This is a genomic window from Actinomadura citrea (genome assembly GCF_013409045.1).
GTDB lineage: Bacteria > Actinomycetota > Actinomycetes > Streptosporangiales > Streptosporangiaceae > Spirillospora > Spirillospora citrea.
Genome location: NZ_JACCBT010000001.1, coordinates 1,350,164 through 1,362,266, shown reverse-complemented (window position 1 = coordinate 1,362,266; position 12,103 = coordinate 1,350,164). Strand labels below are relative to the sequence as shown.

At 73.8% G+C, this 12,103-nt stretch carries 9 protein-coding genes; 3 read left to right on the top strand and 6 right to left on the bottom strand.

Going from position 1 to position 12,103, the window contains the following annotated elements; genetic code table 11:
* The first annotated feature begins 10 nt into the window (after positions 1-10).
* Complete coding sequence (locus tag BJ999_RS06670; RefSeq protein WP_179832472.1) at positions 11-895, top strand: class I SAM-dependent methyltransferase; 885 nt, start codon at positions 11-13, stop codon at positions 893-895.
* 37 nt (positions 896-932) lie between these two features.
* Here the strand turns inward: BJ999_RS06670 and BJ999_RS06665 are convergent, their stop codons facing one another.
* The 5 genes from BJ999_RS06665 to pdxH all read right to left on the bottom strand — a co-directional run bounded on the left by BJ999_RS06665 (position 933) and on the right by pdxH (position 7,285).
* Complete coding sequence (locus tag BJ999_RS06665) at positions 933-1,928, bottom strand: zinc-dependent alcohol dehydrogenase family protein (RefSeq protein WP_179832471.1); 996 nt, start codon at positions 1,926-1,928, stop codon at positions 933-935.
* 4 nt (positions 1,929-1,932) lie between these two features.
* Positions 1,933-4,260 carry an ATP-binding SpoIIE family protein phosphatase gene (locus BJ999_RS06660; protein WP_179832470.1) on the bottom strand — a complete coding sequence of 776 codons (2,328 nt, stop codon included), beginning with the start codon at positions 4,258-4,260 and terminating at the stop codon, positions 1,933-1,935.
* A 186-nt stretch (positions 4,261-4,446) separates the two neighbouring features.
* The gene (locus tag BJ999_RS06655; protein ID WP_179832469.1) at positions 4,447-5,148 is read right to left on the bottom strand and encodes an iron-dependent transcriptional repressor DtxR; all 702 of its coding nucleotides are present in this window, start codon (positions 5,146-5,148) and stop codon (positions 4,447-4,449) included.
* Between the two features lie 185 nt (positions 5,149-5,333).
* Entirely contained in the window at positions 5,334-6,629 is a 1,296-nt protein-coding gene (locus BJ999_RS06650; RefSeq protein WP_229810734.1) for an MFS transporter, read from the bottom strand.
* Entirely contained in the window at positions 6,626-7,285 is a 660-nt protein-coding gene (gene pdxH, locus BJ999_RS06645; RefSeq protein WP_373292911.1) for a pyridoxamine 5'-phosphate oxidase, read from the bottom strand. Before pdxH ends, BJ999_RS06650 begins: the two co-directional genes overlap by 4 nt.
* A gap of 172 nt (positions 7,286-7,457) precedes the next feature.
* Between pdxH and BJ999_RS06640 the strand changes: the two genes are divergently transcribed.
* Complete coding sequence (locus BJ999_RS06640; protein WP_179832466.1) at positions 7,458-8,570, top strand: citrate synthase 2; 1,113 nt, start codon at positions 7,458-7,460, stop codon at positions 8,568-8,570.
* 78 nt (positions 8,571-8,648) lie between these two features.
* On the opposite strand, the gene BJ999_RS06635 is transcribed toward BJ999_RS06640, so the two are convergent.
* Positions 8,649-11,540, bottom strand: a complete 2,892-nt coding sequence (locus BJ999_RS06635; protein ID WP_179832465.1) for an ABC transporter substrate-binding protein — start codon at positions 11,538-11,540, stop codon at positions 8,649-8,651.
* A gap of 160 nt (positions 11,541-11,700) precedes the next feature.
* Here BJ999_RS06635 and BJ999_RS06630 point away from each other — a divergent pair, with 160 nt between their 5' ends.
* Positions 11,701-12,084: a hypothetical protein gene (locus BJ999_RS06630; RefSeq protein ID WP_179832464.1), complete on the top strand. Its 384-nt coding sequence runs from the start codon at positions 11,701-11,703 to the stop codon at positions 12,082-12,084.
* The last annotated feature ends 19 nt before the right edge of the window (positions 12,085-12,103 follow it).

The following is a 12,103-nucleotide window of genomic DNA, read 5'->3' as shown; positions in this document are numbered from 1 at the left end:
GAGAGCACCCGTGCCGCATCCGGCGACCGCCGTCCAGGAGACCGGGGGCACGATCGCCCCGCATCTGAGGCGCCTGCTGGAGTTCGTCGAACCCCATACCGGCGACGTGTGCCTCGACGTCGCGCGCGGGCGCGGCCCGATGCCCGCCGCGCTCGGCCCGCACGTCCGCCACGTGACCGCGGTGGACGCGACGCCCGTGGCGGCGGCGTCCGCGCCGGCCCGGCCGGGCCGGATGGAGACGGTGGAGTTCGGGACGGGCCCGGTGCGCATCACCGGCGGCGCCCGCGGCCCGGACGGCGCCCGCGACGCCCATGACGACGGCGGCCGGGCCCGCCCGAGGGATCCGGCCGCCATGACGCGCGAGGACCCGCGGCCGCGGCCCCCGCGTCCCGCCCCACGCGATCCGGTCAAGGCGGACGCCACCGCGCTGCCGTACCGGGACAACACGTTCTCCCTGGTCACAGCCCGGTTCTCGCTCTACAACCTGGGCGATCCCGGCCATGTGCTGCGAGAGCTGCTGCGGGTGTGCCGGCCGGGCGGCGGGCGGGTGGTGATCGCCGACCTCGTCCGCGGCAACCTCGCCGGACCCGAACGCGACCGGATCGAGCGCCTGCGCGACCCCGACCATCCCGGCACCCCGTCCATCGCCCGGCTCACCGAGATGATCACCTCGGTGGGGGGCAGCATCCGGCGGCTGGACGTGTTCACCGTGGAACGCCCCGTCGAGCCGTGGCTCGCCGGGGCCCGCGACGGCGCCGCAGCCGACCGCATCCGCGCGGCCATGCTCGACGAGGTGGACGGCGGTCCCCGCACCGGCGCCAAGCCTCGCGTCATCGGCGGCGAACTCTGGTTCACCCAGTCCTGGGCGCACGTCGCCGCCGAACCGATCCCCTAGCGCGCAGAGCCGGTTCTCCCAGCGCGGGGCCCGATCTCTAGGGGACGAGGACCGCGGCGCCCGTGAAGCGGTCCGCCGCCAGGTCGGCCAAGGCGCGGTCCGCGTCGTCCAGGCCGTAGACGTGCGTCGTGACGGCGACGTCCAGACGCGCGGCCAGCGTCAGGAACTCCTCGCCGTCCGCCCGCGTGTTCGCCGTCACCGAGCGGACCTCGCGCTCCTGGAACAGGTGCCGCTGGTAGTCCAGGGACGGGACGTCGCTCAGGTGAATCCCCGCGACGGCGCAGGTCCCGCCGCGGTCGAGGCGTTCGAGCGCGGCGGCGACCAGCTCGCCCGCGGGCGCGAAGATGATCGCCGAGTCCAGCGGGGCGGGGGCGGCGTCGAAGGAGTCGCCCGCCCAGGACGCCCCGAGCTCGCGGGCCAGTTCGCGGGCGGCCGGGCTGCGGGTGAACACGTGCACGTCGGCGCCCTCGGCGAGCGCGATCTGCGCGGCCAGGTGCGCCGAGCCGCCGAACCCCCAGATGCCGAGGCGTCCGCCCGGCGGCGGGGACGCGCGGCGCAGCGCCCGGTACCCGATGATCCCGGCGCACAGCAGCGGTGCGGCGCGCACGTCGTCCAGTTCGGCGGGCAGCGCGTAGGTGTAGGCGTCGACGGCGAGCGCGTACTCGGCGTAGCCGCCGTGCGCGTCCCAGCCTGTGTAGACCGAGGACGGGCACAGGTTCTCGGCGCCCCGGCGGCAGAAACGGCACGCGCCGCACGTCCCGCGCAGCCATGCGACGCCGACGCGGTCACCGGGCCCGTGCAGGCAGCCGGGGCCCGCGGACTCGACCCGCCCGACGATCTCGTGGCCCGGCGTCACGCCCGGCACGTGGACGGGCAGGTCGCCCTCGGCGACGTGCAGGTCCGTCCGGCAGACGCCGCAGGCCAGCACGCGGACCAGCAGTTCACCCGGGCCGGGCGAGGGCACCTCGCGGTCGGCGCGCCGCAGCGGCCCCTCCGCTACCGGGGCCGGCCGCTCCACCACCCAGGCGCGCATCGGCTCACGCCGGGTTCAGCGGCAGCTCGAACCAGACGGCCTTGCCGTCGGACGTCGGGCGGGCGCCCCACCGGGTGGCCAGCTGGTCGACGAGGTAGAGGCCGCGACCGCCCTCGTCGGTCTCGCCGGCGCTGCGGATGCGCGGCAGCCGCATGTCGGAGTCGAAGACCTCGACCCAGATCGCGTCCGCGCCGCGCCGCAGCCGGAGCCGGAACTCCTTGGTGGGCGGCTCGCGGCGGCCGAGGTCGGCGCCGAGGTTCCAGTCGTCCTCGTCGAACGCGCCGCCGTCGAAGGGGTCTGTGTCCAGGGCGCCGAAGTCGGTGTTGAACTGCACGGGCGGCGGCGCGCCCAGCGGCTCGCCGCCGCGGCCGGGCGGCCCTGCCGGTACCGGGACGACCAGCTCGCGGCGCGGCGACGGCGTGGCCGTGGCGTGCAGGACGACGTTCGTGACGACCTCCGACACCAGCAGGCACGCGAGCTCGGCCTGCTCCTCGGGCATGCCCCATGTCGCGAACGCGTCGGAGGCCATCCGGCGCGCCTCCGACACCATGATCGGCTCGGCGGTGAAGGTGCGCTCCTCCACGGCCAGTTCCTCGGCGGCGGTGCGGATCACCACGATCGCGACGTCGTCGGCGATGTCGCCGGGCACCGCGTCGTAGGCGGCGTTGGCGATCGCCTCGACCCCGCCGCGCGCGACCCCGGCGACGGCGGCGCGGACCATCTCCCGCGCCTCCTCGCGCGTGTGGTAGTCGCCGTCGTCCTTGGAACGGCGGTCGATCAGACCGTCGGTGTAGAGGACGAGCGTGGAGCCCGGCTTCAGCTCGGCCGACTCCTCGTTGAACAGCAGCTCGCCGCCCATGCCGGGGGCGCGCAGGCCGAGCATGCCGCCCTCGCTCTCGAAGTCCAGCTCGCCGACCTCGCCGTCGACGATCAGCAGGGGCGGGTCGTGCCCGGCGTTGGCGAACTCCAGGACCCGCGACCAGGCGTCGTAGACGAAGTAGGTGCACGAGACCAGGGGCGGGCGGACGAGGTCGTCGCTGTTCCAGCCGGACCGCATCCGCTCGGGCCGCGTCATCGTGCGGACCCACTCGTCGAGCTTGCGCAGGATGTCGGCGGGCGGCTTGTCGTCCTGGGCGAAGGCGCGCAGCGCGGCGCGCAGCTGGCCCATCACGGCGGCGGCGCGGGCCCCGCGGCCCTCGACGTCGCCGATGACGAGGCCGACGCGTCCCGCCGACAGCGGGATGACGTCGTACCAGTCGCCGCCGACCTGCGTCTGGATGCCGTGCCCGTGCGACTCCAGGGGACGCGCCGGCTCGTACCGCCAGGCGATCTGGAGGCCGTCCAGCGGGGGCGGCCGGTCGCCGGGCAGCAGGTGCTTCTGGAAGGCGAGCGCGGTGTCGCGCTCCTCCTCGAACAGCAGCGCGTTGTCGACGGCGAGCGCGACCCGGCTGGCGATCGCGCCGAGCAGGTCGCGGTCGAAGCCGTCGTAGTGCGGGTCGGGCCGCTTGGACAGGTTCGACAGCGCCAGGCTCATCACGCCGAGCAGCTCGCCGCGCACCAGCAGCGGCGCGGAGATCACCGAGGTGATGCCCATCTCGTGGCCGAGCCGCTGGGACGACTCGCTCGGCGCGGTGAACCGGTGCTGGATCATGTCCTCGACGAGGACGGCGTCGCGGCGGTCCATCGCCTTGGCGCTGAAGTGGCCGGGCGGGTAGGAGACGGGCTCGCCGACCTCCGCCCAGGTGCCGGGCGGCGGCTCCCAGCCGCCCGCGTGCCGCGACACCTTCCGGTAGAGGCGGTCGCCGCTGTAGAGGTCGATGAAGCAGTGGTCGGCGAACTGCGGGACGAGCGTGTCGGCGACGCGGCGCAGGGTGCTCTCCAGCTCCAGGGACCCGGCGAGCCGCTCCCCGATCCGCTCCATGAGGCCGTAGCGGTCCTGCTCGCGCTGGTTGGAGCGCAGCGCCTCGCGCGCGAAGATCACCACTCCGTCGACGGCGCCGGACGGGTGCCGCAGCGGGACGGCGTGCGCCCGCGTGTAGACGGTGGTGCCGTCGGCGCGCAGGTTGCAGAAGGTGCCCTCCCACACGCCGCCCTTGAGGACGTGCTTGGCCAGCTCGGTGGCCTGCTCGTGGTCCTCCTCGGCGATGCCGAGCGACAGGATGGAGTGGCCGATGATCGCGTCGCCGCCGAAGCCGAACAGCTGCCGGGAGAAGGCGTTGCCGTAGATGATGTTGCTGAAGCGGTCGCAGACGATGACCGCCATCTCCATCTGCGCGAGGACGGTCTCGGGCGGCAGGTGCGCCTCGTCAGGCGCTTCCCCCCAGTGGTTCATCTCCCCATCCCGATGCCGGTCCCGATCCTCGCCCCGATGATCACCGCGCGTCGCGGCACGGACGTCCTACGTGGTTGCCTCGTCGTATTGAACGACGAACCCGCCGCCGGGATACGCCCGAAAGACGCGATGTTATGGAGATCTTCGGTATAGACCGTCGAGGCGGGGGTGCACACGCCGACCGTGTCAGCGCCTGCTGACGAAGACGTGCTCGGCGATGTCGCGCGAGAGTTCCGTCGCGGGACTGTCGTCCTCGTCGTCACCGATCACCCGTACCCCGTCGTCGGTCGCCCGGAGAATCACCTCTCGTCCCGGTTGTATCCCTATCTGCTTGAGTCTAAGCATCAGGTCGCTGTCGCTCTGCACCTGCTCGCTGATCCGCCGGATCACCGCGCCCGCGCCCTGGGGGCTCGCCACCGCGGTCATCACCGCCAGCGGCGCCGCTTCGGCGTCGTCGCCGTGCCCGCCGAGCTCGTCCAGGCCGGGGATGGGGTTGCCGTGCGGGCAGGTGGTCGGGTTGTCCAGCAGCGCGACCAGGCGGCGCTCGACCTCCTCCGACATCACGTGCTCCCACCGGCACGCCTCGATGTGGACGTCCTCCCAGGGCAGCCCGATGACGTTCACCAGGAGGCATTCGGCGAGGCGGTGCTTGCGCATGACGCGCGTCGCGAGACCGCGCCCGCTGTCGGTCAGCTCAAGGTGCCGATCGCCCTCGACCCGCAGCAGCCCGTCACGTTCCATGCGCGCGACCGTCTGGCTCACCGTCGGGCCGCTCTGGGAGAGCCGCTCGGCGATGCGCGCGCGAAGGGGAATGATCCCCTCCTCCTCGAGCTCGAAGACCGTCCGGAGATACATCTCCGTGGTATCGATCAGGCCGTGTGAGGTCACAGCTCCCTCCAGTCTTATGGGCAAGAGTCTACTTGCTCGGACCCCACGTCGCCGGGCCCTGCGAATATCCCCTGCAGCCGGGTACGGAGGAACGCAAGATGAACGCGAAACCTTCCCGTGACGCGGGAGCGTCCCTGCTCGGGACGACCTGAGGACCGCCGCCTCGGTCCCGCGCCGACGGCGGCTCAGTCCTCCACCGGCAGCGGCTCGACCGAGACGGTCTCGGCGGTCCGGGTGTCGTAGCGGAGCAGGGCCGGGACGGCGAACCCCACCGCGATGACCAGCGCGGCGCAGGCCAGGCCCCCGCCGACCCAGGAGGCGGTCGCGCCCACGGCGCTCGCGGTCGCCCCCGCCCGGACGTCCCCGAGCCGGGGGCCGCCCGCGACGACGACGGTGAAGACGCCCTGAAGCCGTCCGCGCATCTGGTCGGGCGCGTACGTCTGGAGCATGGACTGGCGGAAGACCGACGACACCAGGTCGGCCGCCCCGCCGACGGCGAGCAGGAGGACCGCGAGCCAGAGGTGGCCGGCCAGCCCGGCGGCCGCGACGGCGAGGCCCCACACGACGATGGACGCCACGAGCGCGATCCCCTGCCGGTGCACCCGCCCGATCCAGCCGGACGACAGCCCGCCGAGGAACGCCCCGACCGCGATCGCGGCGAACAGGTAGCCGACCGCGCCCTCGCCGCCGAACCGTGTCTCGGCCACCTCGGGGAACAGGGCGCGCGGCATGGCGACGGCCATCGCGATGACGTCCACCGCGAACGACATCAGGAGCACCGGCTGGGTGGCCAGGTAGCGGAGGCCGTCGAAGACCGACCGCAGGCCGGGCGTGCCGGTGACGTCGCCGAGCGGCGGGATCGGCGGGAGCCTGAGCGCCGCGTACAGCACGACGGTGAACAGCACGGCGTCCAGCGCGTAGGCCGCCGCGTAGTCCCAGTGGGCCAGCAGGACGCCGGCGAACAGCGGCCCGGCCAGCATCCCGAACTGGCCCGCGGTGAAGGTGAGGGTGTTGGCCGCCGGGACGAGCGACCGGTCGACCAGCCGGGGGATGATCGCGCTGCGGGTGGGCGAGGACACCGCGAACCCGATCGCCTGGACCGCCACCACGACCATGATCAGCGCGAGGCTGCCGACGCCCAGCAGCGCCTGGACGAGCAGCAGCAGCGTCGCCGCCCACATGACGCAGGACGAGACGAACAGCAGCCTGCGCCGGTCCATGTGGTCGGCCACCGCGCCGCCCCACAGCCCGAACACGATCAGCGGGACGAGGTTGACGACGCCGAGGGCGCCCACCCAGAACGACGAGCGGGTCATGTCGTAGACCTGGACGGGGACGGCGACGGCGGTGACCTGGAACCCGACGAACGACACGCCCTGCCCCAGCCACAGCCGCCGGTAGGCCGGATGGCCCAGCGGCCGGGTGTCGATCGCGAGCCCCCGCAGCCGCCTTTGGCGGACCGTTCCAACCGGCGGTGTCACGGAGCCAGTCTCTCCACCGCCCATCCCTCCGCGTCCCCGGGGGCCGCCCGCCGGTAGCGGATCCGGTCGTGGAGCCGGTCGCGGCGGCCCTGCCAGAACTCGATCGACTCGGGCACGACGCGGTAGCCGCCCCAGAAGTCCGGCAGCGGGACGGCGGCGGCCGCCTCGCCCTCCGGCGCCTCCGCCCGCCCGGAGGCCGGATCCGGCCAACGCCCGGCCGCCTCGGCGTAGCGGCGCTCCAGCACCTCGCGCCCCGGGATGACGCCCGACTGGTTCTCGCTCGCCCACGCGCCGATCCGGGACCCGTACGGGCGCGTCCGGAAGTAGGCGGCCGTCTCCTCGCGCGGGAGTTCGGACACCGGTCCCGCGACCCGGACCTGCCGGTACAGGGGATGCCACGGGAACACCAGCGCCGCGCGCGGGTTCTCCGCGAGGTCGCGGCCCTTGTGGGAGGTCAGGTTCGTGAAGAACCGGAAGCCCTGCGGCCCGTAGCCCTTGAGCAGGACCGTCCGGGCGCTCGGGACCCCGTCGCCGGAGGCGGTCGCGAGGATCATCGCGTTCGGCTCGGCCAGCCCGGAGGCGTGCACCTCGGCGAACCACACGGCGAACAGGGCGAGCGGGTCGGCGGGGAGCGCCGACTCGGACAATTCGCCCACCTCATAGGATCTGCGGAGCCGTGCGGGGTCCGGCGTTGGGGAATCCACAGCGTCAGAGCCTCTCACCCCCGGCCCTGTGCAACTTGCAGGACCCCGGGGTACTGGTCAGTAAGGCGGGCAGGGTTCAATGGCACGGCACCGCCTTATCACACGGGACGAAAGGCAGGACGACATGTCCGACTTCAAACCCGGTCTCGAAGGGGTCGTCGCCTTCGAGACGGAGATCGCCGAGCCGGACAAGGAGGGCGGCGCCCTCCGCTACCGGGGCGTCGACATCGAGGAACTCGTCGGGCGTGTCTCCTTCGGCGACGCCTGGGGCCTCCTCGTGGACGACAGCTTCACCCCGGGCCTGGCCCCCGCCGACCCGCACCTGCTCCCGGTCACCTCCGGCGACGTGCGGGTGGACGTGCAGAGCTCCCTCCCCACCCTCGCCACCGCGTACGGGATGAAGCCGCTGCTCGACATCTCCGACGAGGAGGCCCGCGCCGACCTCGCCCGGGTGTCGGTGACGGCGCTGTCGTTCGTGGCGCAGTCCGCGCGCGGCGTGGGCAAGCCGATGGTCCCGCAGCACCGGATCGACGAGTCCGGAACCATCACCGAGCGGTTCATGGTCCGCTGGCGCGGTGAGCCCGACCCCAAGCACGTCCGGGCCATCGACGCGTACTGGGTCTCGGCCGCCGAGCACGGCATGAACGCCTCCACCTTCACCGCCCGCGTCATCGCCTCCACCGGCGCGGACGTGGCCGCCAGCATCTCCGGCGCGATCGGCGCCATGTCGGGCCCCCTGCACGGCGGCGCCCCCGCCCGCGTACTGCCGATGATCGAGAAGGTCGAGCAGCTCGGCGACGCCCGCAAGGTCGTCGGCGACATCCTCGACTCCGGCGAGCGGCTGATGGGCTTCGGGCACCGCGTGTACCGCGCCGAGGACCCGCGCGCCCGCGTGCTGCGCCGTACCGCCAAGGAACTGGACGCGCCCCGCTACGAGGCCGCCAAGGCCCTGGAGGACGCGGCCCTGGCCGAGTTGCGCGAGCGCCGCCCGGACCGTCCGATCGAGACGAACGTGGAGTTCTGGGCCGCGGTCGTCCTCGACTTCGCCGAGGTCCCGACCGCGATGATGCCCGCCATGTTCACCTGCGGCCGCACCGCCGGGTGGGCGGCGCACATCCTGGAGCAGAAGCGCACCGGCCGCCTCGTCCGGCCGAGCGCCCGCTACACCGGTCCCGGCAGCCGCTCCCTCGACGAGGTCGCCGGCGCGGCGGAGGTCCTCAAGCGCAAGGCCGGCTGATCCGGCCCGTACCCCCGCACCGACGCGCCTGAGGCCCCCGGTCGAACCGGGGGCCTTTGCCGTGGGCCCGGGGCCACGCTACTTCGCGAGGGTGCCGCCCCGCCCCTCCCCCGGCGGGCACTCGGCCCGGCCCTGCCCGCCGGCGACGAGGCGCCCGCACACCTGCTTGACCTCCGTCGTCCCGTCCTGCCGGATCGTCGCGAGGATCACCGGCCGGTCGAGCACCTGGTGGCCGGCGCCGCGGGAGCCGAACCGCAGCACGCCGCTGGCGCCGTTGCGCAGCACGTCGTGGTCGGGGTCGTTGAGCGCCGCGAACACCGAGCCCGCCGACGGCAGCGCCTTCTCCTGCCAGTACACCTTGCTCGCCACGGTCGCGACGAGGGTCGCCGCGTCGTAGCTGACGGCGGCGCGGGTGATGGACGGCCGCCGCCCCGACGGGTCGTCCCCGTCGTCGGTCATCTCCCGGACCCCCGGGTCGTAGTCGGAGTAGAACGTCTGCGGCGCCTGGTCGCCGATCCAGCGCCACGTCCACGCCTCCCGGGCGGCCAGCGGCGTGAAGAACAGGTCGAAGGTGTTCTTGCGGCCGAGCTCCTCGGCGTTGTCGCTGACGTACTTGGCGATCTCGTCGTCGGCGAGGACCAGCGGGCGCTTGGGGCAGGAGAGCTCCAGGACGTTGACGAACGAGCGGAACTCGTCCGACCGCCCCGCGTAGTAGAACAGGTCGGGCTGGTCCTGGCACGCCTCCCTGACCGACTTGTTCAGCTCGCCGGGGTTCTTGTACGGGCGCATCAGCGCCTTGCCGGGCCGGAACGACCGCTGGAAGTCGGTCGCCAGGTTCGCGCTGTAGAGGTCGTCGGGGTCGCCGTCGTAGATGACGACCGCGTCGTCCACCTTCTTGCCGCCGACGTCGCCGTGCCGCGCCCAGTACGCGGCGTGCCGGGCGGTCCGCGCGTTGGGGGACGCGAGCCGGAAGTAGTACGGCGAGTAGCCGGCGTCGCCGTCGAGCAGCGCCGTCCCGTCGTAGCTGTTGGCGGTGCCGACGAGGGGCAGCGCCGACTTGGCCAGCAGCCTGATCGCCTCCTGGGTCTGCCGGCGGCTCTGCTCGAACCCGATCACCGCGACGATCGAGCGGTCCTCGAGCGCCAGCCCGCGGATCTGCTCGGCGACGTCCTCGGCGTAGCGGAACTTGGCGCCCGCGTTGGCGACCAGCACCCGCAGCCGCAGGTCGTCGCCCTCGGCGGCGTCGTTGAACCGCTTCTGCGCGATCGACAGCCCGATCAGCTCGCCCTGTACCCCGGCGAGCAGGTCGATCCGCTTGTTCTTGATGGACGGGTCGGCGGTCACCGGGCCGAGGTAGACCACGGTCGCGTACGGCTTGCCGGACTCCATGACGTGGTCGTTCAGCGACTCGATCCGGTCGAGGACCTTGTTGAGCCGGTTGTCGTTGTTCTTGCCGCCGGAGTCCTCGCCGAAGCGGAACGACCCGTCGGTGATGCCGACGCACTCGCCGTTCGCCATCCGCCTGATGCCGAACGGGGAGCAGTACCGCACCACCTGCACGGAGATCACCGAGACGGACGCGGCGGCGACCGCGACCATGGCGATCCACGGCAGCGCCGGATGGGCGAGCCGGGGGCGGCGCCGCACCGGACGCACGGGCGGCAGGTCGCCGCCCGGGTCGCGGGTGACGTCCACGCGCAGCTCGCGGCGCGACCCGAGGGCGCCGACGCGGCGCTGCTCGCGCGTGTAGCGGTCCCACAGGCCGCGCGCGGCGATGACGCTCTGCGGCTCGTCCGAGGCCACGTCCACCCGGACGGCCCGCGCGAGCCGCTCCAGCAGCCGGAGCCCGGACGGGTCGGCCTGGTCGGCGCTCGCGGGGGCGGCCGGGTCGACTCCGGCGACGACGATGAGCGGGTCGAAGCCGGGAAGCCGGTCGCTCGCCTGGCTGTCGGCGCGGACCCGCTCGACCAGCTCCACGAACGCCACCCCGGGATGCCCGGCGGACAGATGCTCGAAGATCAGCACCGGGTAGCGGACCCGGGCCCACGCGGCGCGCCGGTAGTCGCGCCGGTAGTTGCGGCGCAGGTCCTCCAGGAAGGCGGCGACGAGCAGCAGGTCGAGCTGCTCCCCGTGGTCGTCCGGCTCGACCGGGCGGGGGTCGAACACGCCGAGCGCGAGGCCGAGGAACCCGGTGGAGTCGCGGTCGACGTAGGGCTGGCGCAGGAACCAGCCGAACCGCCGCACCCCGTACCAGCCGCGCGTCCGGGCGACGATCTGCACGGTCACGAACGCCAGCCCGATGACGGCCGCGAGCACGGCGGAGGCGAGGTCGAGCGCCGCCGCCGTCCCGGCGCTGATCAGCGCGACGGCGGCGATGCCGATGGGAGCGATCTGCTCCAGGAACGATAAGAACGTGGCGGGCCTGCCGCGCACCTCCTCGATGTCGCGCAGGACGTCCCGGCCGCGCCGCCGGATCACCCGGTTGAGCTCGCGGCGGCGCGCGTTCTCGTTGTCGCCGACCGGCGGGTGCGTCAGCCGCCGGACGAGCAGGTGGTTCTCGCGCTCGGACGAGGAGGCGCCGCGCGGCGGCGGGCGGTCGCCGGCCAGCCGGATCTCCCGCAGGTCGCGCAGCCACAGCGCCATCTCCAGCAGCGGGAACCGCAGCGCAGGCTCGCCGCGGGCGCGGCTGCTCGGCTGCGACAGCTCGCGCTTGGCCTCGCGCAGCACGCCCGCGACGTCGGTGGCGGGCGTGTCGGCCGCGATGTGCGACACCGGGGCCCGCTCGTCCTCGCAGCGGGACTTGAGCATCTCGGCGGCGTGGGAGGCGGCCCGGTCCGGCCCGAGCAGCAGGAGCAGGGGCCGCAGCCGCTCCCGCCACCGCCACGGCGGCCGCTCCCGCAGCCGTTCGAACAGGTCGAGGACCCCGCGCAGCCGATCCTCGCTCAGGATCCGGTCGCCGTCGCCCGCCATGCGCCACGCTCGCTTCCGTGTCTCGCCCGCCTCTGCCCGGCCGCCCCCGACTCGCCCGCCCTCGTTCAGATTGGACGCGGCGAACGGCCGATCGGATCGAAACCTTCCGCTGATCATGCGCCGGTTCCCGAAACCCGGCCGCTTTGTCATCATGAGCGGCATGAGAAAAGCCCCCTCCGGAGACGACGAGCCGCTCGATGGCGACATCGGCCCCGCGGCCGGCGCCGCGACCCGAACGGCGCCCGGCACCGCCGCGGCGCCCGCGGTCTCGGAGGCGGCGGAGGCGGCGCAGGCGCTGAGGCGGTTCGACGCGGAGCGCGAGGAGCGCCGCCGCGCCACCAACGCCGTCGCGGGACGGATCGCCGTCGCGGTCGCGGCCCTCTTCCTGGCGTTCCTCATCTACGACTCCGCCGCCACGGCCGTGCGGGCGCATTCCAGGGGCGACGCCTGGATCTACCCGCCGGCCGTCGTCGGCGGCGCCTGCGCCGCCGGCCTGGCCGCCCTGCTGACCTGGGGGTGGCGCCGCCGGCGTCTCGGGATGTGAACCCGGCCCACGATCTTCG

What these genes read in the sequence shown, in the direction of transcription:
- BJ999_RS06665 (WP_179832471.1), bottom strand. Translation starts at nt 1,928, where the DNA reads ATGCGCGCCTGGGTGGTGGAGCGGCCGGCCCCGGTAGCGGAGGGGCCG.
- BJ999_RS06660 (WP_179832470.1), bottom strand. Translation starts at nt 4,260, where the DNA reads ATGAACCACTGGGGGGAAGCGCCTGACGAGGCGCACCTGCCGCCCGAG.
- BJ999_RS06640 (WP_179832466.1), top strand. Translation starts at nt 7,458, where the DNA reads ATGTCCGACTTCAAACCCGGTCTCGAAGGGGTCGTCGCCTTCGAGACG.
- BJ999_RS06635 (WP_179832465.1), bottom strand. Translation starts at nt 11,540, where the DNA reads ATGGCGGGCGACGGCGACCGGATCCTGAGCGAGGATCGGCTGCGCGGG.
- BJ999_RS06630 (WP_179832464.1), top strand. Translation starts at nt 11,701, where the DNA reads ATGAGAAAAGCCCCCTCCGGAGACGACGAGCCGCTCGATGGCGACATC.